This window comes from Ruegeria sp. H6 (genome assembly GCF_056532975.1).
In genome coordinates this window covers 62,290-87,524 of sequence record NZ_JBQFOA010000003.1, presented here as the reverse complement: position 1 = coordinate 87,524, position 25,235 = coordinate 62,290, and the positions used below count along the sequence as shown (strand labels likewise).

Annotated in this window: 25 protein-coding genes; 17 read left to right on the top strand and 8 right to left on the bottom strand. The window is 57.3% G+C overall.

The features are described 5' to 3' along the window. Positions 1–7 precede the first annotated feature (7 nt). From pcaG to ACR0AG_RS08315, 5 genes are all read right to left on the bottom strand, one after another. Positions 8–628, bottom strand: a complete 621-nt coding sequence (pcaG, locus tag ACR0AG_RS08335; protein WP_480837832.1) for a protocatechuate 3,4-dioxygenase subunit alpha — start codon at positions 626–628, stop codon at positions 8–10. Beyond that, positions 628–1,356 (bottom strand): protocatechuate 3,4-dioxygenase subunit beta, encoded by a 729-nt coding sequence (pcaH, locus tag ACR0AG_RS08330; protein WP_480837831.1) that lies wholly within the window; start codon positions 1,354–1,356, stop codon positions 628–630. Before pcaH ends, pcaG begins: the two co-directional genes overlap by 1 nt. 30 nt (positions 1,357–1,386) lie before the next feature. Beyond that, entirely contained in the window at positions 1,387–1,764 is a 378-nt protein-coding gene (gene pcaC, locus ACR0AG_RS08325) for a 4-carboxymuconolactone decarboxylase (RefSeq protein ID WP_480837830.1), read from the bottom strand. A gap of 57 nt (positions 1,765–1,821) precedes the next feature. Continuing rightward, entirely contained in the window at positions 1,822–2,592 is a 771-nt protein-coding gene (locus ACR0AG_RS08320; protein WP_480837829.1) for a DeoR/GlpR family DNA-binding transcription regulator, read from the bottom strand. A 168-nt stretch (positions 2,593–2,760) separates the two neighbouring features. After that, entirely contained in the window at positions 2,761–4,383 is a 1,623-nt protein-coding gene (locus ACR0AG_RS08315; protein ID WP_480837828.1) for a thiamine pyrophosphate-binding protein, read from the bottom strand. A 339-nt stretch (positions 4,384–4,722) separates the two neighbouring features. Here ACR0AG_RS08315 and ACR0AG_RS08310 point away from each other — a divergent pair, with 339 nt between their 5' ends. From ACR0AG_RS08310 to ACR0AG_RS08280, 7 genes are all read left to right on the top strand, one after another. Beyond that, entirely contained in the window at positions 4,723–5,892 is a 1,170-nt protein-coding gene (locus tag ACR0AG_RS08310) for a M24 family metallopeptidase (protein WP_480837827.1), read from the top strand. Then, complete coding sequence (locus ACR0AG_RS08305; RefSeq protein ID WP_480837826.1) at positions 5,889–6,602, top strand: maleate cis-trans isomerase family protein; 714 nt, start codon at positions 5,889–5,891, stop codon at positions 6,600–6,602. The genes ACR0AG_RS08310 and ACR0AG_RS08305 overlap by 4 nt, the downstream gene beginning before the upstream one ends. Positions 6,603–6,734: 132 nt before the next feature. Next, positions 6,735–7,835 carry an ABC transporter ATP-binding protein gene (locus tag ACR0AG_RS08300; protein ID WP_480837825.1) on the top strand — a complete coding sequence of 367 codons (1,101 nt, stop codon included), beginning with the start codon at positions 6,735–6,737 and terminating at the stop codon, positions 7,833–7,835. 102 nt (positions 7,836–7,937) lie between these two features. Next, entirely contained in the window at positions 7,938–9,029 is a 1,092-nt protein-coding gene (locus ACR0AG_RS08295; protein WP_480837824.1) for an extracellular solute-binding protein, read from the top strand. Positions 9,030–9,100: 71 nt separating this feature from the next. Further along, positions 9,101–10,375, top strand: coding sequence for an ABC transporter permease (locus ACR0AG_RS08290; RefSeq protein WP_480837823.1), 1,275 nt, complete (start codon positions 9,101–9,103; stop codon positions 10,373–10,375). A 5-nt stretch (positions 10,376–10,380) separates the two neighbouring features. Continuing rightward, the gene (locus ACR0AG_RS08285; protein ID WP_480837822.1) at positions 10,381–11,592 is read left to right on the top strand and encodes an ABC transporter permease; all 1,212 of its coding nucleotides are present in this window, start codon (positions 10,381–10,383) and stop codon (positions 11,590–11,592) included. Between the two features lie 160 nt (positions 11,593–11,752). Beyond that, positions 11,753–12,964, top strand: coding sequence for an aminopeptidase P family protein (locus tag ACR0AG_RS08280; RefSeq protein WP_480837821.1), 1,212 nt, complete (start codon positions 11,753–11,755; stop codon positions 12,962–12,964). A 26-nt stretch (positions 12,965–12,990) separates the two neighbouring features. On the opposite strand, the gene speB is transcribed toward ACR0AG_RS08280, so the two are convergent. After that, positions 12,991–13,965, bottom strand: a complete 975-nt coding sequence (speB, locus tag ACR0AG_RS08275; protein ID WP_480837820.1) for an agmatinase — start codon at positions 13,963–13,965, stop codon at positions 12,991–12,993. A 270-nt stretch (positions 13,966–14,235) separates the two neighbouring features. Here speB and ACR0AG_RS08270 point away from each other — a divergent pair, with 270 nt between their 5' ends. From ACR0AG_RS08270 to ACR0AG_RS08255, 4 genes are all read left to right on the top strand, one after another. After that, on the top strand, positions 14,236–15,783 hold the full coding sequence (locus tag ACR0AG_RS08270) for an alkaline phosphatase family protein (RefSeq protein WP_480837819.1): 1,548 nt from the start codon (positions 14,236–14,238) through the stop codon (positions 15,781–15,783). 215 nt (positions 15,784–15,998) lie between these two features. After that, positions 15,999–16,904, top strand: coding sequence for a LysR substrate-binding domain-containing protein (locus ACR0AG_RS08265; protein ID WP_480837818.1), 906 nt, complete (start codon positions 15,999–16,001; stop codon positions 16,902–16,904). Between the two features lie 99 nt (positions 16,905–17,003). Continuing rightward, complete coding sequence (locus tag ACR0AG_RS08260; protein ID WP_480837817.1) at positions 17,004–18,161, top strand: aromatic ring-hydroxylating oxygenase subunit alpha; 1,158 nt, start codon at positions 17,004–17,006, stop codon at positions 18,159–18,161. 101 nt (positions 18,162–18,262) lie between these two features. After that, entirely contained in the window at positions 18,263–18,502 is a 240-nt protein-coding gene (locus ACR0AG_RS08255; protein ID WP_480837816.1) for a hypothetical protein, read from the top strand. Positions 18,503–18,622: 120 nt separating this feature from the next. On the opposite strand, the gene ACR0AG_RS08250 is transcribed toward ACR0AG_RS08255, so the two are convergent. Together ACR0AG_RS08250 and ACR0AG_RS08245 are read right to left on the bottom strand one after the other, a co-directional pair. Then, positions 18,623–19,375: a sulfite exporter TauE/SafE family protein gene (locus ACR0AG_RS08250; protein ID WP_480837815.1), complete on the bottom strand. Its 753-nt coding sequence runs from the start codon at positions 19,373–19,375 to the stop codon at positions 18,623–18,625. A 48-nt stretch (positions 19,376–19,423) separates the two neighbouring features. Beyond that, the gene (locus ACR0AG_RS08245) at positions 19,424–20,260 is read right to left on the bottom strand and encodes a nitroreductase family protein (RefSeq protein ID WP_480837814.1); all 837 of its coding nucleotides are present in this window, start codon (positions 20,258–20,260) and stop codon (positions 19,424–19,426) included. A 192-nt stretch (positions 20,261–20,452) separates the two neighbouring features. Between ACR0AG_RS08245 and ACR0AG_RS08240 the strand changes: the two genes are divergently transcribed. The 6 genes from ACR0AG_RS08240 to ACR0AG_RS08215 are packed head-to-tail and all read left to right on the top strand — an operon-like array spanning position 20,453 to position 25,223. Then, entirely contained in the window at positions 20,453–21,172 is a 720-nt protein-coding gene (locus ACR0AG_RS08240) for a succinate dehydrogenase/fumarate reductase iron-sulfur subunit (RefSeq protein WP_480837813.1), read from the top strand. Continuing rightward, the gene (locus ACR0AG_RS08235) at positions 21,165–21,497 is read left to right on the top strand and encodes a succinate dehydrogenase (RefSeq protein ID WP_480837812.1); all 333 of its coding nucleotides are present in this window, start codon (positions 21,165–21,167) and stop codon (positions 21,495–21,497) included. The genes ACR0AG_RS08240 and ACR0AG_RS08235 overlap by 8 nt, the downstream gene beginning before the upstream one ends. After that, positions 21,494–21,835, top strand: coding sequence for a succinate dehydrogenase, cytochrome b556 subunit (gene sdhC / locus ACR0AG_RS08230; protein WP_480837811.1), 342 nt, complete (start codon positions 21,494–21,496; stop codon positions 21,833–21,835). Before ACR0AG_RS08235 ends, sdhC begins: the two co-directional genes overlap by 4 nt. 3 nt (positions 21,836–21,838) lie before the next feature. Beyond that, complete coding sequence (locus tag ACR0AG_RS08225; protein ID WP_480837810.1) at positions 21,839–23,602, top strand: L-aspartate oxidase; 1,764 nt, start codon at positions 21,839–21,841, stop codon at positions 23,600–23,602. Next, positions 23,599–24,558 (top strand): fumarate hydratase, encoded by a 960-nt coding sequence (locus ACR0AG_RS08220; protein WP_480837809.1) that lies wholly within the window; start codon positions 23,599–23,601, stop codon positions 24,556–24,558. Before ACR0AG_RS08225 ends, ACR0AG_RS08220 begins: the two co-directional genes overlap by 4 nt. Beyond that, positions 24,555–25,223 carry a fumarate hydratase C-terminal domain-containing protein gene (locus ACR0AG_RS08215; protein WP_480837808.1) on the top strand — a complete coding sequence of 223 codons (669 nt, stop codon included), beginning with the start codon at positions 24,555–24,557 and terminating at the stop codon, positions 25,221–25,223. Before ACR0AG_RS08220 ends, ACR0AG_RS08215 begins: the two co-directional genes overlap by 4 nt. Positions 25,224–25,235 lie beyond the last annotated feature (12 nt).

Below are 25,235 nucleotides of genomic sequence, written 5' to 3'. Positions count from 1 at the left end.
TGCGGACTCAGATATCAAAAAACACGGTTTCGTTTTCGCCTTGAAGACGAATGTCAAAGCGATACACCACCTGACCATCCCGTTCCGTCCGGCGGGCGATCAGGGTATCGCGACGCTTTTCCCATTCGACAAGGTTGATGATGGGATCGTTGGCATTGGCCTCTGCCTCGTCATCGAAGTAGAGCCTTGTGTTCAAGCCAACATTGATGCCGCGGGCGACGAGCCACAGGTTGATATGCGGTGCCATCAGCGTGCCATCACGGCCGGGAAGAGCGCCCGGTTTGACCGTGTCAAACCCCCATTCGCCGGTTTCGAAATCGGTGATCACGCGACCCCAACCGCGAAACCCGTCCTCGACCGTTCCGGGATGTTCGGGATGGGCGTAGACACCTTTCGCATTGGCTTGCCACGCCTCTAGCAGAACGTCCTTGACCGGGCTGCCGATACCATCGATCACCAGCCCTTCGATACGAATACGCTCACCCTGAGCATTTGGCCCCGCGATGTCATGGCCCAATTCTTCGCGATAGATGTCAAACCCTGCGGCGCCGGGGGCCAGACCGATATGAACAAAAGGACCGGCGGTTTGAGAGGGGGTTTCTTTCAGATGTTTTGGCGCGTTGTGCATCAGTTCCCCTCCGGCCGGTTTTCAAACAGGGTCGAGCGGCGACCGCGAAGAACGATGTCGAAATTATAGGCTAGACAATCCAGCGGGACGCTTGCGTTCATGTCCAGCCGGGCAACCAGCATGTCGATGGCATCCGGATCAGAGATGGTGTTCACGATCGGGCATTTCGCGATCAGCGGGTCACCTTCAAAATAAAGCTGCGTGATCAGGCGTTGCGCAAAGCTGCTGCCAAAAACCGACACGTGAATATGCGCCGGGCGCCAGCTGTTGATCCAGTTGCGCCAGGGATAAGCTCCGGGTTTGACTGTCCGGAAAAAATAGTAACCGTTCTCGTCGGTCAGCGTCCGCCCGCAACCGCCAAAGTGCGGATCTATCGGCGCAAGATAAGTGTCTTTGCGATGGCGATAACGCCCCCCGGCATTGGCTTGCCAAATCTCGACAAGCGTATTGGGCACAGGGCGCGCGTTTTCGTCCAGAACTCTGCCGTGGACAATGATCCGCTCGCCTATCGGGCTGCTGCCGGGCTGTGCATAATTCACCAGCAGGTCATTGTCGTGTTCGTCGATGTCCTGATGGCCAAAGACCGGCCCGGTGATTTCGGATGCCGAGTTTTCAAGGCTGATCAAAGAATACTGCGGCGACCGGGCCACCGAGGTTTTATAGTCGCGATCCAGAGCTGGAGGATGCCATTGGCGATCCCTTTGGTAAAAGTCACCGAATTTGGTCATCTAAGGCTCCTTCCTGCGGGGCAATCGCATTCATTCTGCATCCATTTCCACATATGTCTGCTTGGCCAGCTTCAGCGCATGATTGGCGCGCGGAACGCCGGCATAGATCGCCACATGCTGAAACGCTTCGATCACGTCCTGCTTGCTTGCGCCGGTGCGGGCGGTGGCACGGATATGCATGGGAATTTCTTCAAAATTGCCGGTGGCAGCCAGCAGAGCCAGGGTCAGCATCGATCTTTCACGCAGGCTGATGCCGTCGCTGGCCCAAACAGTGCCCCAAGCCGCCTCGGTTATTAGGGATTGAAAGGGCAGGTCGAGCTCGGTCTTGGCGGCTTCGGCCCGATCCACATGGTCATCGCCCAGCACCGTGCGGCGTGTTTGCATACCGGTTTCAAACCGATCCGACATGTTTCCCTCCGTCAAAATACGATCCCGGTTCCTGAAAACCCGTGACCTTACCTGTATTTAGCCACGCCCGTCAGCGATGACGATCTTTGTTTGGACCTCGCGGCAGAATTCCACACATCTGGGCGGCGGCGCGCGGTCGGTGAAAATCGCATCCAGATCAGACATCGACGCGATCCGCGCCGGGGCCTTGCGTTCGAATTTCGACGCGTCAGCAACAAGGAACACCTTTTCGCTGCGGCTGAGGATCGCCTTGCTGACACCCACCTCTTGCGTGTCAAAGTCCAGGATATCTCCGCCCTCGTGCAAGGCCGAGCATCCGACCACAGCGAAATCGAACCTGAACTGAGAGATGACGTCGCGCGTAATCTCTCCGATCATCCCCCCGTCGCTGCCACGCAGATTGCCGCCGGCTACGATGACGTCAATATCCGGGTGACCGGACAGGTTAACCGCAATATTGAGGTTGTTTGTAACAACCAGTAGCCCTCTGTGATTGGTCAACTCTGCGGCGACGGCCTCGGTTGTGGTGCCGATATTCAGAAAGACTGAGCTGTCATTTGGTATGTGCTTTGCGCATTCCCGCGCGATATCCACCTTGGAGATGTGGTTGAGCCGCCTGCGTTCGGCATAAGCGATGTTTTCCGTGTTTGACGGCAACATCGCCCCGCCATGGATGCGTTCCAGCTGTCCTGCTTCGGCCAGTTCGGTCAGGTCGCGGCGAATGGTTTGGGGCGTGACGCCAAAAACCTCGACCAGAGACTCGACGCTGACCTTGCCCTCTCGGCGGGCAATGTTAATGATTTCCGGCTTTCGCAACGCTTGGGTCAATTCGATACACTCGGGCTTTCGGCTTCTGAGACCTTTAACCGGAGATCGCCGAAATTCACAGATGTTATCGCCAGGTCGCGCCGTTACGAGTCATCTGGCCTATAGAGCCCAGTTGCCAAGTGGCACTGATCAAAGAGTTTTATCCCGACACCGTTGGTCGGTGTTTCCTCAGATCCGCATCCGGGGCACGTCGTGCGGATCCAGGTGCAGTTCGATCAGGAACGGCCCCTTGCGATCCTTGACCGCGTCCAGTGCGGCTTCGAGGTCTTCTTTGGTTCGAACCTCAGCACCTTCGGCGCCCAGCGACTTTGCAACCCCGGCAAAAGACGGCCAGTCGAATTCGGACAGGCCAGGGTCCATCCGCCTGTCGATGAATTGGATATGTTCAGCGCCATAGGCCGAGTCATTTGCAATGACCACGATCAGGTTGAGCCCCAGTCGCACAGCGGTGTTAAATTCATTGATCCCGCCCATCATAAAACCGCCATCGCCACAGAACAGAACGATGGGGCGATCCGGTTCGGCCAGGGCGGCGCCTATCGCCTCCTGCACGCCCAGCCCGATTGAGCCAAAGTTTGCGGTTGGCACAAAGCTTTTTGGGTCAGGCACGGACAAGCGGCACCAGACCTCTGTCATAAAGCGTCCGCCATCGGTGACCATGATCCGGTCTTTGGGCAGTTCAGCCTCAAGCCGGTTCAGGGCGTGGATATAGTTGATCCGGCCCTCAGCGGTTTTGTCGGCAGGTTCCGGGTGCGCGGTCAACGACGGCACATCCAACTCGCGCGTAAAGCCACTGGCCGGGATTTCTGCTTCGTCCAGCCAATAGAGAATGGTTTCAGCCGCAAGCCCCGCATCCGCGATCAGTGCGGCATCTGGGTGCAGTCCACCACCAATGGCCGAAGGTTGTATGTCAATTTGTACAACCCGTTTGTTCTTCATCAGCTTGCCGCGATCCGTTGTGAAATCGTGCAGCTGAGCCCCGAAACAGATGATGCAATCGGACTGGGCAATCAGCTCGTATGCGGCAGGGGTCGACAGGGTGCCGAAGATATCGATGTTGTAGGGATGATCGTTGAACAGGCCCTTTGCCTTGAGGGTTGTGGCAAGCGGGGCCTCAAGCCGGTCGGCCAGTTTGACGATCTGGTCCTTGGCTGTAACCGCGCCCGCACCCGCTAGTATAAGGGGCCGACGGGCCGAAGCGATCATCCCGATCGCATTGTCCAAAACGTCACTTTCGGCAACACCCCTTGGCGCGTGATAGACATTCAACACGCGGGTTTCGTGCGTGACCTCCTGCCACATGAAATCGGCAGGCATATTCAGAACAATAGGGCGGTGTTCCACCTGGGCGCGGTAAAATGCTCGCGCAACGTCTTCGCCAATGGTTTCGGGACTGCGCATTTGAACGAAACCTGCACCGGTGACTTTCACCACTTCGCGCTGGTCGATGCCCTGCAGGTGTCTTGGGTAGCTGACAGGCGTGTCGCCAGCAAGCACAACCATCGGGACATTGCCTCGCACCGCTTCGATCAGAGCGGTTGTGCAATTGGTCAGAGCCGGTCCGTGCGTCACGGTCGCGACACCGACTTTGCCTGAGATATAGGAGTAGGAAAGCGCCATCAGAATCGAGCTGGCCTCGTGCGCCGCGCCCACGAAACGTCCGCCGCAATCCCGCACATAGCTGTCGACCATGAACAGATTGGCATCACCCATCAAACCAAACATTATGTCGACACCGTGCTCGTGTGTCGCTTTGGCGATTGCTTGGTAGGCATAAGAAGGGTTGGCCATCTGCGGTCCTCGTATTCTGCGGCAGTCAGCAACAGCTATCAGATTCCCCAAGCGCAGACGCCGCATTGTTTGAGTAAAATTTCAAAAATATGCGGGAGAATGCCGATTTTTAGCTGCCTCATGCGGATATGTCGCATGAATGCCAGTCACGGCATTTCCCGATACGCGCGAGAAACCGACACTGCGCGGCCTGATTTTTTTGTTGGTCGCCGGGCAATTGCCGCTTAACGTCCGAGTTCAGCGCAATCTCAAGAGGCGCTGAAACTCTTCAAAGCAATACGGCAGACCGCCCAGCAAACACATGACTGGGTCGGTCGCGGTCAAACTCACGGGCGGTACATGCAAGACACTATCGAAAGCGAAACGAGAGGGTTCCTCGAGGCCGAGTTTCAGGCTCGTACCGAACGCGCGCAAAGCTTGATGAGCGCCCACGGGTTGTCAGCGCTGTTGTTGACGACCGAAACCGACGTTCGTTATTTCACGGGCTTTTTGACCCGGTTCTGGGAAAGCCCGACCCGTCCCTGGTATGTTATTTTGCCTTCCAGCGGCAAACCTGTCGCTGTGATCCCGTCCATTGGTGCGGCTTTGATGGCGCAGACCTGGGTGGATGACATCCGGAGCTGGAGCAGCCCTGACCTTGCCGACGATGGGGTTTCCCTGTTGGCCGATACCTTGGTCGATCTGACCCCGGACGGGGCCGCTATTGGCTGCCCGGATGGGCACGAGACCCATGTGAGGATGCCGCTGGCAGATTTGAAACGCTTGCGATCCATGATCGGAGCCCGAATGGTTGCCAGCGACAACGGAATTTTGCGGTCGCTGCGGATGGTGAAATCCCCGGCAGAAGTTGCCAAGATACGCGCGGCTTGCGACGTCGCTGCGCGGGCCTTTGCGCGTGTGCCTGAAATCGCCGCTGCGGGTGTTCCTCTGGACAATGTGTTCCGGCAGTTTCAGATGCTTTGCCTGGATGAAGGGGCCGATTGGGTGCCTTATCTGGCCGGTGGGGCTGAACCAGGGGGATATACGGATGTGATCTCACCGGCGACGCAATCGCCCTTGCGGCCGGGGGATGTCTTGATGCTGGATACCGGGTTGGTTCGCGACGGGTATTTTTGTGACTTTGATCGGAACTGGTCGATAGGTCCTGCCAGCGCGCCTGTGCGCGATGCGCATGCCCGGTTGGTCGAGGCCTCGGATGCAGCCTTTGAGCAGGCGCGTCCCGGCGCCACGGCATCGCAGTTGTTTCACACCATGAATGACATCCTGACAGACGGTGGGGCTGGCACGGATGCCGGGCGTTTGGGTCACGGATTGGGCATGTCGCTGACTGAGTGGCCCTCGCTTATTCCGAACGATCACACAACGTTGCAGCCGGGTATGGTGCTGACACTAGAGCCGGGGATCGCCGTCAACGACAAGATCCTTGTCCACGAAGAGAATATCCTGATCACCGACGGTGCACCTGAATTTCTAAGCCCCCGTATCGGGCAGGAGATCGCTGAACTATGACAACCTTGCCTTATAGTCTTGACCAGGACGATCCCGCCGCCGTGCCGATGGGCCTGATCGTATTGCAAACGGATGAAACCATTGAACCCGAGTTCCGCTCGCTTTTCGCAGATGACAAAAGCCCAATCTATGTCAGCCGCATTCCCAGCGGGGCCGAAGTGACGACCGACAGCCTTGCGCGGATGGAGACGGCCCTCGCCGCCTCGGCGGACCTTTTGCCCAAAGCCAGGCCGTATCGGGTGGTGGGGTATGGATGCACCTCAGCCAGTTCGGTCATCGGGTCAGATCGTGTTGCCGAGATGGTCAAACGGACCTGCAATACAGCCGAGGTTACCAATCCTCTGCGAGCTGCGGTTGCATGTGCCGCGAATCTCGGCGTCTCGAAATTCGCTTTGATTTCACCGTATATTGAAGAGGTCAGCAACGCGTTGCGGGCAAAATTTCAGGAAAGTGGAATCAGCACGGATGTTTTCGGCACGTTTGGCGAATCCGAAGAGTCGAAGGTTGTGCGGATTTCGACGGACTCTGTTGTCGAGGCCGCGATCCGATTGGGGTCAAGCGCTTCAATTGACGCGGTTTTTTTGAGTTGCACGAATTTGCGCACGCTGGACGCGATCCCACGGATCGAAGCGCAGATCGGCAAACCCGTCCTGTCGAGCAACCAAAGCCTCGCGTGGCATATGCGGCACCTGAACATGTCGCAGAATTAAATAAATGAGACGTAATTGGCGGCTCACCAGCTTTACGGGCTTGAAACCTTTTGTTAGCCTCGGCAACAATGTTCGAGATGATCAATGAACTCCGGACCAACCGGATAATCAATTGACGCAACAGGGGGTCTTGTGACCGACATAAATAACGACGCCGCGTTTGTTGAATTTCAGCGCGTTCAAAAGTCTTATGATGGCGAGAATCTTGTCGTCAAAGACCTCAACCTGGCAATGCCAAAGGGCGAATTCCTGACGATGCTTGGGCCGTCCGGCTCTGGTAAAACAACCTGCCTGATGATGCTTGCCGGCTTCGAAACCGCCACCCATGGCGAGATCCTCTTAGATGGCAAACCCATCAACAATATCCCGCCGCACAAGCGCGGCATCGGCATGGTGTTCCAGAACTACGCCCTGTTCCCGCACATGACTGTGGCCGAAAACCTCTCATTCCCGTTGGAAGTCCGCAATATGGACAAATCCATGCGTGAAGAGAAGGTCAAGCGTGCCCTGGACATGGTGCAGATGGGGGCCTTTGGCAACCGCCGCCCGGCACAGCTTTCGGGTGGTCAGCAGCAGCGCATCGCCCTGGCACGGGCGCTGGTGTTTGAACCGGAACTGGTTCTGATGGACGAACCGCTGGGCGCGCTGGACAAGCAGCTGCGCGAACATATGCAGTTCGAGATCACGCGCCTTGCGCATGAGCTGGGCATTACCACCGTCTACGTGACCCACGACCAGACCGAGGCGTTGACCATGTCGGATCGTGTCGCGGTGTTTGACGATGGTCGCATTCAGCAGTTGGCCCCGCCGGATCAGCTGTATGAAGAGCCCGAGAACAGTTTCGTGGCGCAGTTTATCGGTGAAAACAACACCCTGGAAGGTGTGGTGAAATCCATCGACGGCGACACCTGTCTGGTGCAATTGGATGACGGTTCGGAAATCGACGCGGTGCCGATCAACGTGCACAATGCGGGCGAACGCACCAAGGTTTCGATCCGGCCCGAACGGGTGGAATTCAACAAGGATCGTCTGCATGCCGATGCGCATACGCTGAAGGCGACGGTCAAGGAATTCATCTATATGGGCGACGTGTTCCGCTTTCGCATGTCGGTTGCGGGCAATGACGAGTTCATCGTCAAGACACGGAACGCCCCCGATGCGATCCGCCTGCAACCGGGCCAAGAGATCGACATCGGCTGGCTGGCAAAGGATTGTCGTGCGCTTGACGCATAGACCAAACCGCGCGGCACAAGCGCGGTTGTACAGAGGGACCGGCTGGCGAAAACCCGTGCGTCAGCTGACCAAACAACAAACGGGAAGTACTGGGAGTAACACATGAAAACTACCAAAACACTGCTGACAGCGGCTGCTATTGCGACAGCGGCTGGCGGCGTTTCTGCCGAAGAGATGACCATCGTCTCGTGGGGCGGCGCCTATTCCAAATCGCAGCTCAAGGCCTATCACGAGCCCTATTCGGAAAAGACCGGCGTCACCATTCTAAACGATGACAGCTCGGCCGAAGCGGTGGCCAAACTGCGCGCGATGAACGAGGCGGGCAACATCACCTGGGACGTGGTTGACGTTGTGGCGGCGGATGCGATTCGCCTGTGCGACGAAGGCCTGGCGATGGAAATCGACTTTGACACGCAATTGGCCGCGGCCCCCGACGGCACGTCAGCCTCGGACGATTTCGGCGATCTGCTGGTCAGCGACTGCTTTATTCCTCAGATCGTTTATTCGACCACATTCGGCTATCGTACCGATCTAGTGGGCGACACCGCGCCGACCGATATCTGCGCTGTCTTTGACCTCGAAACCTATCCGGGCAAGCGGTCGCTGGAAAAGCGTCCGATCAACAACATGGAATGGGCTCTGTTGTGTGACGGCGTGGCCAAGGACGACGTTTATGACGTTCTGGCAACTCCGGAAGGTCAGGATCAGGCGCTTGCCAAGCTGGGCACCATCAAGGACAGCGTTGTCTGGTGGTCTGCCGGTGCCGACACGCCGCAGTTGCTGGCCGATGGCGAGGTCATCATGGGCTCGACCTATAACGGTCGTCTGTTCAGCGTGATCGAAGAGCAGAAACAGCCCGTTGCCATGCTGTGGGACGCGCAGGTGTTCGATCTGGACGGCTGGATCATCCCGGCGGGTCTGAGCGAAGAGCGTCAGCAGCGCGCGCTGGACTACATCATGTTCGCAACCGACACGCAGCGTCTGGCGGATCAGGCCAAGTGGATCTCGTACGGTCCGGCCCGTGCCTCTTCGGCTCCGCTGGTGGGACAGCATGCCGAACTGGGTATCGACATGGCACCGCATATGCCGACCGACCCGGAAAACGCCAAGAACACGTTCCTGTATAACTACGAGTTCTGGGCCGACTATCGCGACGATATCGACGCGAAATTCCAGGCGTGGCTGGCGCAGTAAGCGTCTGAATTCATGACAGAACCCGGGGGCGCTAGATCGCCCTCGGACCAAGGAATATCCAAGGGGCACCGATGACTGACGCAAGCCAAAACGCAGGGCCCATGCTGGCCGCGGACGGGACGCCACTCAAACAATCGCTGGCACGATCCTTGCGACGGCAAAAGCTGCGCGCGTTGATGTTGGTGGCTCCTTTGCTCCTGTTTGTCCTCTTCTCGTTCATCGTGCCGATTGCATCAATGTTGTTCCGGTCGGTGGAAAACAGCATCGTGCAGGAAACTCTGCCTCTGACGGTTGAGGCGTTGCAGAACTGGGACGAAAACAGCGGCGAGTTACCTGACGAGGCTGTCTATGACGCCTTTGTCCGCGACATGGTTATCGCCGTGGATAGCAAGACCCATACCCGGTTGGGCTCGCGCCTGAATTACGAAGAAACCGGCATGTCCTCGATGTTCCGCCGCTCGGGCCGGAAGATGGGCAAGCTGGATCCCGAAACCGACGGGCCGTTCAAGGATCAGGTGATCGAAATTCACGAAGGTTGGGGGGATCCCAACACCTGGGCGGTGATCAAGACGCATTCGCCTGCCGTGACCAACGGGTATTTCCTGAACGCGGTCGATATGCGCCGCACGCCCGAAGGCGCGCAGTCGCAGCCCGAAGACAAGCAGATCCTGATCAAGCTGTTCGGGCGCACGCTGTTTATGTCTCTGGTGATTACTGCATCCTGTATCCTGTTGGCCTATCCGGTCAGTTACCTGTTGGCGACGCTGCCGATGCGGGTGTCGAACCTGTTGATGATACTTGTGCTTTTACCCTTCTGGACATCGCTTCTGGTGCGCACATCCGCGTGGAAGGTGATGTTGCAGCAACAGGGCGTGATCAACGAAACGCTGGTCTGGCTGGGTCTGGTGGCGGATGATGCACGGCTGGTGATCATCAACAACCAGATCGGTACGATCACGGCGATGACGCATATCCTGCTGCCCTTCATGATCCTGCCGATGTATTCTGTGATGCAGACCATCCCCGATTCCTACACCCGTGCGGCGAAATCCATGGGAGCGACGAACTGGACGACCTTCTGGCGCATCTATTTCCCGCAATCCATTCCGGGCATCGGCGCGGGCTCGATCCTCGTGTTCATTCTGGCGATTGGCTACTACATCACGCCGGAAATCGTCGGCGGGACCAAGGGTGTCTTCATCTCAAACCGGATCGCCTATCACATTTCGTCCTCGCTGAACTGGGGACTGGCGGCGGCACTGGGGACGATCCTTCTGGGCGTCGTGCTGTTGCTCTACTGGGTCTACGACAAGATCGTCGGCATTGATAACGTGAAGCTGGGATAATCGACATGGCCGCACTTACTCCGATATCCCGCAAACCCATGTCCATGGTCCTGCCCAGCGTCGCGCTGGCAGGGGCCTTCGCCGGTGTCTTTGTCGGCGCGGGCAATGGATCGGTCTTTGTCGGCATCCTTGGCGGAGCCATTCTGATCGCCGCATTGGCCTGGGTCTATATCACCGTCCTGAAGAACGAGAAGCTGGCCCGCTGGATCACCATCCTTGGCTTTGGCATCGTGGGCTTCCTGATGTCCGGCCCGATGGGCGGTGTCCTGGGCCTGTTGGGCGGCTGGTTCTTCGGCTGGTTCATCTACTGGCTGTATGAAGGTCGCTATCGCCGCAAATTGCTGCCCTATCTGACCGCCAAGCAAGTGTTCTATCACTATCTGTTCCGGGTGATCTGCGGTGCGATCTTTGTCTTCCTGATCACGCCCATCCTTGTGGTGCTGCCGCTGTCGTTCAACGCGCAGGACTTCTTTACCTTCACGCCCGAAATGCTGCGGCTGGACCCCGAAGGGTATTCGCTGAAACACTACCGTGACTTCTTCACCAACAATGAATGGCAGCGCAGCTTCAAGAACTCGCTGATCATCGCGCCGATTGCGACGATCATCTCGGTCTCGCTGGGTACGCTGGCCGCCATCGGCCTCAGCCAGAGCCACGTACCGGGACGTCGCGCCATCATGGGTATCCTGATCTCGCCCATGATCGTGCCGCTGATCATCTCGGCCACCGGCATGTTCTTTTTCTACAGCGATATCGGACGCTTCCTTGAGGGGACGCTGGGCATGAACAAGAATTTCGTGGGCTATCTGAAGGTCATTCTGGCCCATGCGGTTCTGGGCATTCCCTTCGTCATCATCACCGTGACCGCCACGCTGGTCAGCTTTGACCGCTCGTTGACACGGGCGGCGGCAAACATGGGCGCGGGGCCAGTGCGAACCTTCTTCAAGATCCAGATGCCGCTAATCCTGCCGGGCGTGATCTCGGGTGGTTTGTTTGCTTTCATCACCTCGTTTGACGAGGTGGTTGTGGTGCTGTTTGTCGGTTCGGCCAGCCAGAAAACGCTGCCGTGGCAGATGTTCACTGGCCTGCGCGAACAGATCAGCCCGACCATTCTGGCGGTGGCAACGATCCTTGTGGTCCTGTCGATTGCGCTGCTGACCACGGTCGAACTGCTGCGCCGCCGGTCCGAGCGTCTGCGGGGGCTTTCCCCCGCTTGACGCAAGCGCACGCCTGATCTAACGATTTAACCGTTCATCCCAGCCGCGATGGCGTCGCGGGCGCACTGGGATGATCGGCTCTCGGACCCCGAGACCGCCTGTCCTGAACGCCGGGACAAGTGGCCGGGTTTGCCGCCCGGCAATGATGAGAGACCTGAATATGACAAATCGCCCAGAATTCTTCACCTGCCACAATGGCGACAAAGCCGCCCTGCCGTTCAGCAAGGGTGAATATGACCGTCGTCTCGGCAAACTGCGTGCCATCATGGCGGCGCGGGATATCCCTGTGGTCCTGCTGACCTCGATGCAGAACATCGCCTATTATTCCGGCTTTCTGTATTGTTCCTTTGGCCGCCCCTATGGCTGCGTCGTAACGCAGGATGCCTGCACCACCGTTTCGGCCAATATTGACGCGGGGCAGCCGTGGCGGCGCTCGGTCGAGGACAATGTGATCTACACCGACTGGAAGCGCGACAATTACTGGCGCGCCGTGGCCAGCCTGATTGGCGGGGCCAAGCGGATCGGGATTGAAAGCGACCACATGACACTAGCCGCGCGCGACACAGCGCTGGCCATGCTGGGCCAGCCCGAACTGATCGACATCGCGCCCGACACCATGGCCGCACGGATGGTGAAATCGACAGAAGAGATTGAGCTGATCAAAGGCGGTGCGCGTACCGCTGATGTCGGTGGGGCTGCCATCCATGCCGCCATCCGCGAAGGTGCAACCGAGATCGAGATCGCCATGGCCGGTCGCGACGCGATGGAGGTCGAGATTGCCCGCGCCTACCCGGATGCCGAATACCGCGACACATGGGTTTGGTTTCAATCCGGTCTCAACACTGACGGTGCGCATAATCCGGTGACCAAACGCGTGCTTCAAAAGGGCGATATCCTGTCCCTGAATACATTCCCGATGATCTCGGGCTATTACACCGCGTTGGAACGTACCCTGTTTTTGGGTGAGCCCGACGCCGACAGCCTGCGCATCTGGAAGGCCAACGTTGCCGCGCATGAGCTTGGCCTGAGCCTGATCAAACCCGGCGCGACCTGTTCCGGCATCACGGCCGAGATCAACAGCTTTTTTGAAGATGAGGGCCTGCTGCAATACCGCTCGTTCGGTTATGGGCATTCCTTCGGCGTGCTCAGCCACTACTACGGGCGCGAGGCCGGTCTGGAACTACGCGAAGATATCGACACGGTTCTGGAACCCGGCATGGTCGTTTCGATCGAGCCGATGTTGTGGATCCCCGAAGGTCAGCCCGGCGCAGGCGGCTATCGAGAACACGATATCCTTGTGGTCGGCGAAGCCGGGGCCGAGAACATCACCGGTTTCCCCTACGGTCCCGGCCACAACATCATCGGCGCGTAAACAACGGGTGGGGCGAATAGCCCCACCTAGGCCCGCTGGGCGCGTTCGTGAAAGATAAAACCCAGGAAGTTCAGCAATAGCTGAGCCGCCAGAACCTGGGTGCTTTCGGTCGGGTCATATGCTGGTGCAACCTCAACTAGGTCAATGCCCACCACATCCCCGCGCTTGGCCAGGCCCTGCAGAATCTCCAGCACATCGTAATAGAGGAACCCGCCATGGCTGGGCGTTCCGGTGCCTGCGGCAATCGAAGGGCAAAAGGCGTCAATGTCGATCGTCACATAATACCGCGCGCCTTCGGGGATACGCGCCAATACAGCTTCGGTTCCCAGCTTGCGCACCTGACGCACCGACAGGATATCCGATCCGCGGGCCCGTGCATCCTCATAGCCCTCCTTCGCCGTGGATGAGACGTTGCGAATGCCCAACTGCGTCATGCCCGAGACATAGTCTTTTTCAATCGCGCGCCGCATCGGGTTGCCATGACCGGCGGTCACGCCGTGGCGTTCATCAACAAAATCCAGATGCGCATCGATCTGCACCACATGGATCGGTCCGTTCTGCGCGCAATCCTCGGCAAAGGCGTTGATGCAGGGGATATTGATCGAATGATCACCGCCTATAACCAGGGGCAGTGCCCCGGCCTTCAGTATTTTGCCAACGCCGGAGGCGATGTTGTCATGGCTGGCCCCGGTCTTGGTATGGACGATATCCGCATCCCCCAGGTCGGCAATGCGAACCGAGCTGTCGAGATAGGTGACATCATCTTCGTGATCATAAGCGCCTGCATGGCCAAAGCTGAACAATGTCGATGCCTCGCGCACAGCCCGCGGCCCAAAACGCGCACCGGGGCGCCATTGGGTTCCAAAGTCAAACGGAGCCCCCAGCACGCAGACATCCGCATCCAGCTGGTCCCAATCCGCCACGTAAGGTGATTTTGCAAAGGTCGAAATGCCGACAAATGGCAGGTTCAATCGTCCGGTTTTGTACTGCGCATCATCCATGGCCGCCACTCACTCTCTGATCGGTGCAATTTCCGCGTAAGGGGTACTTGATTTTGGGGGCCGTTGAAAGTGGATGTGCGCTTATGGGGCATTGAAGCGACCGCCGAAAGCCGACCGCAACGCGACGTATCCAAATCCGCGCGAACAGACCGAGCACCCGGAGAACGTAACCAAAGTTCTGCCAAAGGGCAGTTGCACTCTGGCCCTTTGTCAAGAAGTGCAGCAAAAAGAGGGCAAAAGACCCTTATGCCTATTTGAAAGGATCACATTATGCCGGTGAGCCGCCCTTCTCCCAGAAATGTTCTTTTCATCATTATTGATCAATTGCGGGCCGATTGCGTGTTTGGCGATTTGGCGGAACATGTTGAAATGCCAAATCTCAGGGCGTTCATGAATGAGGCTGTATCCTTCAACCGGCATTTTTCTGTGACGAATCCATGTGGTCCTTCGCGCGCTTCGATTCTGACGGGGCAGTATGCGATGAACCACCGCTCGGTCCGTAATGGAACACCGCTGCGCCATGACATCCCGAATATCGCAATGGAAATGCGCAAGGCCGGGTATCTACCGATGCTGTTCGGGTACACGGACACATCACAGGATCCGCGTGTCTTTGACGCGAATGATCCGGCATTGAAGACCTATGAATATCCTTTGAACGGATTTCACGAAATGACCGAGATGCGGCTGGAGATGTCCTATCCCTGGCAATCGCATCTGATGAAGCAGGGCTATGAATTCGAGGACTATTGGGACGTCTACAAACCCGTTTCACCCGATGGTGGCAAGCCAAAGCTGAACGATCCCGCGCTCTATTCGGCAGAAGACAGCGACACAGCGTTTCTGACCAATTCTTTTCTGGACACCATGCCGGCCTATCGCAACCAAAGCTGGTTTGCGCATCTGACATATATTCGCCCGCACCCGCCAATGGTGGCACCCGCGCCCTACAATCGCATGTACGACCCCGCGCAGGTTCCGCTGCCCCAGCGTCTGAGCGGGCCGCAAGCGGAATGCGAAATTCATCCATTCTTTGACCCGACGTTGCGAAAAAGCACCGTGGCGGGTTTTGTCAAAGGCTTTCCCGACCTTGAGCCAACGGATGAGAACATCGCGACGTTGCGGGCGGTTTATTTGGGGCTGGCGACCGAAGTTGACCATCACATCGGGCGGGTTGTGCAATTCCTGAAGGATACGGGCCAATACGACAATACGATGGTGGTTATCACGGCTGACCACGGTGAAATGCTGGGCGACAGGCACGCATGGGGCAAGATGACCGTCTATGACAGCGCGTATCATGTTCCGCTGATCGTCCGCATCCCGGGTAACACGCAAAATGCAGGCTCAGCAGTGGGCCAGATCACGGAATCCGTGGATGTGACGCCCACGATCCTGGATTGGGTCGGGCAAGAGGTTCCGAATTCGATGGACGGGCGATCATTGTTGCCTTTGATCCGGGGAGAGAAAATCGAGGACTGGCGTGAATATTCCTTTTCGGAATTGGATTTCTCCGAACCGCTTGAGCCGACACTTTGGCAACAGGTTTTGGGTACAACCTCAAGCGACAGCAGTTTGGGCATCGTGCGGGATGATCGTTTTACGTTGGTTGAGTTCGCTGCGGATTTGCCGCCAATGCTATTTGACGCCGAAGGGCAGGGCGAAATGGAGAACGTGGCAGAAAGGCCAGAATATTCCTCGGAGCTCAACCGGCTGACCCGTTTGATGCTGCGCCATCGGATGAGGAATATGGATCACACCCTTTCCCTGATGACCATCACAGAGGATGGGGCGCAGAGCACCAAGCGTTTCACCTAAGGCGCCGCCTTTTTGCAGAAACTCGGCTGCGCATAGTCTTTGACCATTCGAACCTCGAAAGCAGTGCGGTTTCTTCGTGGAAAGCTCTCGGGCCATGGCGGATTGAGATGTTCTTTTGATTGCACGCGCCTGTGAAAGCGGGCGTTTCCAATTGCTATTTGCCTCGCTTTGGGATGAATTGATTTCAAGCCAGTTCAACCAGCCAAGCAGACCCGATGTCACGACGCCACTACAACCTACCACCGCTCGCGTCGCTGACCGCTTTTGAGGCAGCCGCACGGCACCTGAGTTTCAAGGATGCCGCAACAGAGCTGTCTGTGACATCCGGCGCGGTCAGCCATCAGATCAAAGCGCTGGAAAATGAGCTGTCGGCGGCTTTGTTTGTGCGCAAGCACCGTGGCGTAGAGCTGACCGATTACGGGACCGCATTGAACGAGGTGCTGGGCACATCCTTTACGCAGATATCGAAAGTTCTGGAGCAAATTCGTAGTGGTGATCCTGAAAACCACGTCACGGTCGGGTCAACAACCGCCGTGGCCGCGCTTTGGCTGTCTCCTTCGGTCATTCGGTTCTGGCAGGATTATCCGCATGTGAAAGTAAACCAGACGGCGCAGGACAAGGCTTTTTCTGACAGGCCCGATCTGGATTTCTTTATCCGCTATGGCCGTGATCCAAAATCACCTCTGCCGCATACGCAGCTTTATCGCGATACGCTTACTCCGGTGTGCAGCCCCAAGGTCGCAGAAGAATTGCAAGGCGCCACGCTGGAAGAGCTGACGCATCAACGCCTGATTCATCTTGAAACCGGTGACAACACCTGGACCACCTGGGCGTCGTGGTTTCACGAGCTTGGATTTACGGGTCACATACCGGTGCAATCCAGGGTGAACAGCTATGCGCTGGCCTTGCAATTGGCCCGGAAGGGGGCGGGTCTTGCATTGGGTTGGAAACGGCTGATCAAGCCAATGCTGGCGTCGGGAAAGCTTGTAACTTTGGAGCAGTTCAGCATTCCCGCACCAAACAACTTTTATCTGGTTGGGCGACCCGAGGATCAGCTTTCCGAGGGGGCGTATTGCCTCAAGAAATGGCTCATCGATGAGGTTCAGGATGGTTCGGTTTAGTACAACTCACTTCTGGGTTAGAATTTTCAATATTGAAGCCGCCCCTTTGCCGCTGCCATGGAACACTAACTCACAGATATCAGATCTCAGGAGCGACCGATGAACAAGCACACACCGCTGTCTTCTGTTTTGAACCCGCTGAACACCGCCAAGGGTTTGCCGAATGAACACTACATCGATCCCGCGATTTTCTCCGAGGAACGCGAGGCGGTTCTGTTTGCCAATTGGTCCGGAATAGGTTTCGGCAAAGACATTCCCGAGGCCGGTGATGCCTACCCGATTGATTTTCTGGGCATGCCGCTTTTGATGGTGCGGGATCGCGATGGTCAGATCGGTGTGTTCCAGAATACCTGCCGCCACCGTGGTATGATCCTGGTCGACAAACCCCAGAATATCCGAGGGGCCATTCGCTGCCCGTATCACAGCTGGTGTTACAACCTGAATGGCGAGCTTCGCACCGCGCCACATGTCGGCGGCCCGGGCAAGAACAAACACGAAGATCTGGATTTCAGCGAGTTGGGTCTGTTCCGTATCCGGTCCTATATATGGCGTGACGTGATTTTCGTTAACGTGGATGGCAACGCACCTGCGTTCGAAGACGTCCATGGAGAGTTGATGGAGCGTTGGAAGGATTTTGATCAACCGATGTACCACGGCGGTGATGGTGCATCCGTCCGGTTGGAGTTGGACTCGAACTGGAAATTGGCGGTTGAGAACTTCTGCGAAAGCTATCATTTGCCCTGGGTCCATCCTGGTCTGAACAGCTATTCGCGACTGCAGGACCACTATAACATCAATGAGTTGGGCAAGTATTCGGGCCAAGGCACCTATGTTTATCGCCAGTTCGAAAGCGAAGATGGCGGTAAGCTGGACGATTTCAAAAACCTGAGCGAACACTGGAACGAAGGTGCAGAATACATCGTGGTCTACCCCAACACCCTGTTGGGCGTTCAGCGTGACCACGGCTTTGCGTTTATTATCGACCCGATAACCCATGAACGCTCGAACGAGCGGATCGAACTGTACTATGCCAAGAAACCCGAGGATGCGCCCGAACACGAAGCACTGCGCGCCCAAAACGCCGCGCTTTGGAAGGTCGTGTTCGAGGAAGACGTCTTTGTAGTGGAAGGCATGCAGAAAGGCAGACATGGTGTAAAATTCGACGGAGGCCGTTTCTCACCTGCAATGGACGGCCCGACCCATTGCTTCCACCATTGGATTGCAACGCAAATCGAAAAGGCGCGGGCAGAAGGATGAGGCCCGCGGGCCGAAAGATGACAGGTCTGGATGAATTCGCCCAGTTTTGGCGAGTGACTGGTACACCAGAAACAGGTCGATCTTGTTGAAAGGCTAATAACTTGGATCTGGTCGAACTGGACGCACAACTGCTAAGGGCGCATGCACAGAAGGACATACCCGCTCTGATCCGGCTTTATCGTGAGGCGGCGGCAGACGCAGAACGACGGCAGGATCACGAAGCAGCCTGTTTCTATTTGACCCACGCCTTTGTTTTTGCGCTGGAATATGGCGCGCCGGAGGCGGACGAATTGAATCGCATGTTACACGAACGTGGTCGCGCGCATCGCTTGACATTCTGACCCACAAAACAATTCATCTGCATTGTTGGACGCCGTCGAAAAGGATGTGTTTCGGATCAATGATGGCTTGGCAATGTATTGCGTGAAACCAGTTCGGCCACCTATGGCAAGTTGCTGTTATCACAGCATTGCCCGCCTGATCATGTTCAGCCCCATCAGGAAAAAGACCGCCAGAAAGACCTTTCGGAAAGACTGCTGATCAATCCGGTTTCGCACGGACTCGCCCAGCGAGTAACCAAGGAAGGTCGGGATCAGCAGCAGGGATGACAGCAGCAATACCTTGGCGTCTATCAATCCTTGGGCAACATAGCCGCCGCCAAGTGGCAGGCTGCCGAGAAATATCAACAGGCCCGAGGCCCGAACAAATTCCGTTTTATCCACCCCTCTGGCCGTCAGATACATCGCCATCGGAGGGGCCCAGACCGAGGTCAGCCCTCCCATAACGCCAGCGATCGTCCCCATGACGATCTGGGCGGCTGTCACCAGACGATCCGGAATCACGGGGGCCCAGCTGGTCACGCTTACGATCACAAAAACAACAATGGCCGTTCCCAAAACAGCCAGCAGGATGTGCTCGGATACATCGGCCGTCAGGCTGATCGTCACCCAGACACTGAGCATCAGGGCCAGAGTGAAGGGTAAATAGCGTATAAACGCCTGTATGATCTCGCCGGACCGGTATACCTGCCAGGCGTTTGAGACGATCATCGGGATCAGGATATACGCGATTGCCTGACGCGGGCTTGTCGATAGTGTCATGATCCCCAACGCGGTGGTTGGCAGGCCCAGGCCAATCGTGCCCTTGACCGTCCCGGCAATCAAAAGCGCCAGAAAGGGGATGATCAACTCCGGCAGGCTAAGCGATACGCCCATCATGCGGGCATACTGTCGCCGCTGGACGCGTTCAGACGCGCGGGGGTGTCACAGCTTGAACCCTTTGGCGCGAACGAAGTCGCCAAATCCCGCGCGTTCACCAACGCTGTATTGGCGCGCTTTGTCGAGGCTCCAGCCATAGGTGTCGCTCCTTCCATAGCGGTCCGAAAAGCGCTGATGTTCATAGGGTTGTGTTTGTGCCCGGTCGCGATCATAGGCGCGCACCACGTCTTGTAAATCACCTTCTTGGTAGCGGTCAGTGTGTACCGTGACCGAAAGCGGCAGGCGCAGGCTGTTTTGCGGTTCCGCCGCTTTGGGATATCCCAACGCGAGCCCCGCAAAGGGGAACACATGATCGGGCAGGGACAGCATATCGCTGACCTTCTGCGCATGGTCCCGGATTGCGCTGATCGGGCAGCAGCCAAGTCCGACAGAATCCGCCGCCGCGCAGAATGCTCCCAGCGCTATGGCCGCGTCGGCAGTGGCATTAAAGAATGCGTCGAGATGATCGTTGGCGAAAGGTATGTTTTGCCAATCATGCAACAATCGTTGCCGCCGGTTGTTCCCGCAGAAAATCAAAAGATGTGGGATATCCAGCGTCCAACTCTGATGCGCAACCAGGGTCAGCAACTCGGATTTAAGTGCCGGGTTTTCGACAACGATAATGTCCCGTTGTTGCAGGTCGCTTTTGGTCGGGGATGCAAGCGCCGTCGCGCACAGGATATCAATGGTCTGTCGCGGGACAGGATCGGATGTAAACGCCCGGCATGATCCTCTGTCGGCAAGGTGGGACAGTGCGGACAGGTCCAGATCAGTTTGGGCCGGCAGCGAGTCCTTTCCAAACTTGGCGCGCAGCGCCTGCAATACGGTGTCATTGTTACTCATAAATGGCTCGGCAAAAAAGGCGGTTGCAGAAACTATGGGCATTTGGTGACGCATTCCAAGGCTGAACACTGATTGTCAGATTTACTTACATAAAATATAAACAAATCTAAATTTCGGTTAGAAAAACTCATGGTGTATAGCTGATCTGAAGGCGGTCGCAATCCAAAGGTCGATTTGAAAAGGACGGATCAGGTGCATCTTGAGGTCACCGTTCAGCGAAGTGGGGAAGGCGGCGGCAAAGCCGAGGTGTTTGATGTTCCCGCGCATGAAAACCAGACGATCCTCGACGTCGTGTCGTGGATCCAACAGTACAGCGACCCGACTCTGGCTTATCGGTTTGCCTGTCGCGTCGGCATGTGCGGCAGCTGCGCGATGATGGTCAATGGTGAGCCGCGCTGGACCTGTCGGACGCATGTCAAAAAAGTACTGGACGGCAACAAGGTGCATCTCGCGCCCCTTCGCAATTTGCCTGTGATCAAGGATCTGGCGGTGGACATGGACCCGTTCTTTGACAAATGGGTGGCTGCAGAAGGCAAGCATCACCCCAGCAAAACGCGCGAGGATGAGATTGCGCGGATCGATCCCAATAGCGCCGAGCGTGCCGAGGCCGATGCCGGGATCGAATGCATCAACTGTTCTGTCTGCTACGCGGCGTGCGACACGGTTGCGGGCAATCCCGATTATCTTGGTCCCGCCGCGCTTCAACGGGCCTGGACGCTGTTCAATGACACAAGGAATGACAGCCAGCAGGCGATGTTGGACGCAGTTTCTGGCGTGGCAGGATGTCATAACTGCCACGCGATGGGCAGTTGCACGCACTATTGCCCGAACGACCTGGACCCGATGGCCGCAATTGCCGGTTTGAAACGGGAAACGGCAAGGTCCTTCTTCAAGAGACGCAGGAATGCTTGATCTGAGGCTCTATCTGGCGCAGCGGATCAGCGCGATGGTCATGGCTCCGTTGGTGCTGGGCCACATCGCCGTAATGATCTATGCGATACAAGGCGGTCTGAGCGCGGCGGAGATTCTGTCGCGGACGCAGGGTTCAATCTTTTGGTTTCTGTTCTACGGGCTTTTTGTCATCGCGGTGTCGATACACGCGGCGATTGGCCTGCGTGTTGTCGCGCATGAATGGTTGGGCTTGCGCAGGAATACGCTGCAGACGCTGACTTGGGGTGCCGGTCTGGGTCTTCTTTACATGGGGGGACGCGCCGTGATGGCCGTGACAATGGTATGAGGCGTCCCGCGCGCGCTCATCCCCTGTGGCTGGCCTTTGTGCTGCACCGAGTGTCAGGCGTGGTGCTTGCGCTGTTTCTGCCGGTGCATTTCTGGTTGTTGTCGTTGGCGCTGACCCAGCCGCAGCGGTTGGACGGCCTTTTGCAATTCGCCGACAACCCTTTGGTCAAAATTGCCGAATTCGGGCTGGTATTCCTGCTGTCGGTCCACATGTTCGGCGGGCTGCGCCTTTTGGCGCTGGAGTTCCTGCCCTGGAGCAACCGGCAGAAATCACTGACCGCAAGTGCGGTTGGCCTGTCGCTTTTTGTGTCCGGTATATTCTTTTTGCAAGCGATCTGAGCCATGGCAGTCAAACCCCAGATAGACAGGCATGACACGGATATCCTGATCCTTGGAACCGGAGGTGCAGGGTTGTTCGCCGCCCTTCACGCGCAGCAATCGGCCCCGCCAGGTACAAAGATCACGACTGCCGTCAAAGGTCTGATCGGGAAATGCGGTTGCACGCGGATGGTGCAGGGCGGTTACAACGTTGCCCTTGGCGGGGGCGACACGGTCGAGCGGCATTTTATGGACACGATCCAGGGCGGCAAATGGCTGCCCAATCAGGACATGGCGTGGCGGTTGTGCGAACAGGCGGTCGTGCGGGTGCGCGAATTGGAAAATGAGGTCGGTTGTTTTTTCGACCGCAATCCAGATGGCACCCTTCATCAAAAAGCGTTTGCCGGGCAAACCGCTGACCGGACCGTGCACAAGGGCGACCTGACAGGGATCGAGATCATCAACCGTCTGATGGAACAGGTCCTGTCCCAACCCGTGGAGAAGATGCAGGAACATCGCGCCATCGGTTTGATTCCAACCCGCGATGGTGCGGCCTTGGCAGGCGTGCTGATGATCGATATGCGTACCGGACGTTTCAGGTTTGTGCGCGCAAAAACCGTCCTGATGGCGACGGGCGGTGGCCCGACCATGTACAAGTATCACACCCCCTCCGGTGACAAGACGATGGACGGGTTGGCGATGGCGCTGCGTGCAGGGTTACGCCTGCGCGATATGGAGATGGTGCAATTCCACCCGACCGGACTGCTGGCAGGGGATCACACCCGGATGACCGGCACCGTACTTGAAGAAGGCTTGCGAGGAGCCGGGGGTCAGCTGATCAACCATGCAGGTCAGCGGTTCATGTTCGACTATGATGGGCTGGGCGAGCGCGCCACGCGGGATGTGGTCAGCCGCGGCATCTATGCCGAGATGCGCAAGAACAACAACCCCAAGCAGGAGGGCGTGTTTATCTCGATGTCCCATCTGGGCCCGGACAATGTGCGCAAGAAGTTCAAGGGCATGGTCAACCGTTGCGCCGACAGTGGCTTTGATCTGGCCGCCGATAAGGTCGAGGTTGTGCCAACGGCCCATTACTTCATGGGCGGAGTTGTCGTCGATGTGGATACTCGCACGGGCCTTGAAGGGCTCTATGTGGCGGGTGAGGATGCAGGCGGGGCGCATGGGTCGAACCGATTGGGCGGTAATGGGGTTGCAAACTCGACCGTCTATGGTGGGATCGCAGGTGATACGATGGGCGCTGATATTCGCAAGATGGCCACGCTGCGCGACCCGGATGAGGATGTTCTGGCGGCTGAAATCGAACGCGCTTGCTATCCGCTGGGCAAAACGCCCGCGCCAATTCAACCTCTGCGCCGAACCTTGCAGGACGTCATGTGGGACGATGTGGGTGTCATGCGCACCAAAGCCGGGATGGAGCGTGGATTGGGCCAGATCGCAGATATCTCGGACGAACTGATGGAGATCGGTGTCGCCGCAGACAATTTGGCGTTCAACCTGACTTGGCACGACTGGCTGAACATGCGGTCGCTTTGTGATATATCCGAGGTGATCACCAAGGCGGGTTTGGCCCGCGAAAACTCTCGCGGGGCGCATTTCCGCGAGGACTTCCCAGAGCCGGGCGATCTGGATGCCTCGTATTTCACTGTGGCACGGCAGCAAGAGGGCGCGGTTCAGGTCACGCGGCAGCAAGTCGATTTTTCCATCGTTCGCCCGGGTGAAAGCATCCTGACCGACGGCGAACCCGAAACACTGGTAACGCAACAATGATAGCCATCGATCTGATTCAGAAGACAGCTGAAACCCTTATGGACAAGGCGGCCATTGAAATCCCCGAGGACTATCTGGCCGGGCTGAAAGCTGCGTCCGCGACCGAAGATGGCGACCTTTCATCCTTTGTGCTGCAAGCGATGTTGGAAAACTATGAGGCCGCGAAAGAGGACCGTCGCGCCATGTGTGGCGATACCGGCGTACCGCGCTGGTTTGTCAAAATGGGCAACGAAGCCCGGGTCGAAGGCGGCATGTGCGCACTGGAAACGGCCCTGCGCCGGGCCACGGCCAATGCCACCAACGGTGTGCCGCTGCGGCCAAATCGTGTGCATCCCTTGTGGCGGACTGACCACAACAACAATGTGGGTATTGGCGCGCCCGAGATTGAATATGGGTTCGAACCGGAAGGCGACTGGATTGATCTGATCACCGTGCACAAGGGTGGTCTGTTTGGAACGGACTACCGTATGCTGTTCCCCTCGGACGGGATTGAGGGCATCAAACGGTTCTATCTGGATTGTCTGGTGGCGTTTGGCAAACGCGGGTTGGCGTGTCAGCCTGCGATCATCGGTATCGGGTTGGGTGGTTCGAAAGACACCTGCATGGTGCTTGGAAAACGTGCCGCAACGCTGCGCACGGTCGGCAGTCGCAACTCGGACCCCAGGATTGCGGCGCTTGAGGATGAGTTCAAAGAGCTGGGCAACTCGATCGGCATGGGCGCGATGGGTTTTGTCGGCAAGAACATGGTGATCGATTGCAACATCGAGGTGGGTTATTGCCACACCGGCGGGATGCAAATGTCGGTTCACGCGTTCTGCCTGTCTTCACGCCGTGCAGTTGCGCGGCTCTGGCCCGACGGGCGGGTTGAATTCCGCACCGATCCCGATTGGTTCACCCCCTATCAGCGACGTGAAACCGTCGATTGGATGCCTGAGGCACTGGAGGCGACAGCATGAAACTGCGAGAGGTCCGCCTGTCCACAACTCCGACCGCGGAAGACATTGCCAACCTGAAGTTGGGAGACATCGTCTATCTTGACGGGTTGCTCTATACTGCGCGCGAAGGCGTGTATATGCGGGCGTTGGAGGACAAGGCCAATATCCCGATGGAATTGCCCGCCGAGTCAGCCGCGAACTTTCATTGCTCCCCTGCTGCTACCATCCGCACCGATGGCAGTTTTGATATGGGTGCCGTGACGGCCACGGCCTCATTCCGGTTTGCCAAATGGCTGCCTGAATGGATGGCCAGGACGGGTGCGAAACTGATCGTTGGCAAGGGCGGGATGTCGTCCAAGGACTACAAGGAGTATTTTGTTCCTAACGGTGCGGTCTATCTGTCCACCGTTGGCTATGGCACCGGCGCGCTGCTGGGGCGTGGGGTCGAAAACGTCGAAGCCGTGCATTGGAACGAAGAGCTGGGACTGGCGCAGGCCATGTGGGTGATCCGATGCAACAAGATGGGGCCTTTCATCGTCGCCTCGGATCTTGAGGGAAATTGCCTGTTCGAGCGCGAAAACGAACGGATCAGCGAAAACCTCCGCCGCGTCTATGAAGGCACAAGGCCAGCCGTTCTCAAGCGGTTCGGCGAAACCGATGATCGGGGTGATGAGCTTATCGGGTGACGTGTCTGCTGT

Coding starts and splice junctions, on each gene's coding strand:
- ACR0AG_RS08225 (WP_480837810.1), top strand. CDS start 21,839: ATGGCAGTCAAACCCCAGATAGACAGGCATGACACGGATATCCTGATC.
- ACR0AG_RS08295 (WP_480837824.1), top strand. CDS start 7,938: ATGAAAACTACCAAAACACTGCTGACAGCGGCTGCTATTGCGACAGCG.
- ACR0AG_RS08245 (WP_480837814.1), bottom strand. CDS start 20,260: ATGAGTAACAATGACACCGTATTGCAGGCGCTGCGCGCCAAGTTTGGA.
- ACR0AG_RS08315 (WP_480837828.1), bottom strand. CDS start 4,383: ATGGCCAACCCTTCTTATGCCTACCAAGCAATCGCCAAAGCGACACAC.
- ACR0AG_RS08215 (WP_480837808.1), top strand. CDS start 24,555: ATGAAACTGCGAGAGGTCCGCCTGTCCACAACTCCGACCGCGGAAGAC.
- ACR0AG_RS08235 (WP_480837812.1), top strand. CDS start 21,165: ATGCTTGATCTGAGGCTCTATCTGGCGCAGCGGATCAGCGCGATGGTC.
- ACR0AG_RS08310 (WP_480837827.1), top strand. CDS start 4,723: ATGCAAGACACTATCGAAAGCGAAACGAGAGGGTTCCTCGAGGCCGAG.
- speB (WP_480837820.1), bottom strand. CDS start 13,965: ATGGATGATGCGCAGTACAAAACCGGACGATTGAACCTGCCATTTGTC.
- ACR0AG_RS08260 (WP_480837817.1), top strand. CDS start 17,004: ATGAACAAGCACACACCGCTGTCTTCTGTTTTGAACCCGCTGAACACC.
- ACR0AG_RS08290 (WP_480837823.1), top strand. CDS start 9,101: ATGACTGACGCAAGCCAAAACGCAGGGCCCATGCTGGCCGCGGACGGG.
- ACR0AG_RS08265 (WP_480837818.1), top strand. CDS start 15,999: ATGTCACGACGCCACTACAACCTACCACCGCTCGCGTCGCTGACCGCT.
- ACR0AG_RS08270 (WP_480837819.1), top strand. CDS start 14,236: ATGCCGGTGAGCCGCCCTTCTCCCAGAAATGTTCTTTTCATCATTATT.
- pcaG (WP_480837832.1), bottom strand. CDS start 628: ATGCACAACGCGCCAAAACATCTGAAAGAAACCCCCTCTCAAACCGCC.
- pcaC (WP_480837830.1), bottom strand. CDS start 1,764: ATGTCGGATCGGTTTGAAACCGGTATGCAAACACGCCGCACGGTGCTG.
- ACR0AG_RS08285 (WP_480837822.1), top strand. CDS start 10,381: ATGGCCGCACTTACTCCGATATCCCGCAAACCCATGTCCATGGTCCTG.
- ACR0AG_RS08220 (WP_480837809.1), top strand. CDS start 23,599: ATGATAGCCATCGATCTGATTCAGAAGACAGCTGAAACCCTTATGGAC.
- ACR0AG_RS08305 (WP_480837826.1), top strand. CDS start 5,889: ATGACAACCTTGCCTTATAGTCTTGACCAGGACGATCCCGCCGCCGTG.
- ACR0AG_RS08280 (WP_480837821.1), top strand. CDS start 11,753: ATGACAAATCGCCCAGAATTCTTCACCTGCCACAATGGCGACAAAGCC.
- sdhC (WP_480837811.1), top strand. CDS start 21,494: ATGAGGCGTCCCGCGCGCGCTCATCCCCTGTGGCTGGCCTTTGTGCTG.
- ACR0AG_RS08250 (WP_480837815.1), bottom strand. CDS start 19,375: ATGGGCGTATCGCTTAGCCTGCCGGAGTTGATCATCCCCTTTCTGGCG.
- pcaH (WP_480837831.1), bottom strand. CDS start 1,356: ATGACCAAATTCGGTGACTTTTACCAAAGGGATCGCCAATGGCATCCT.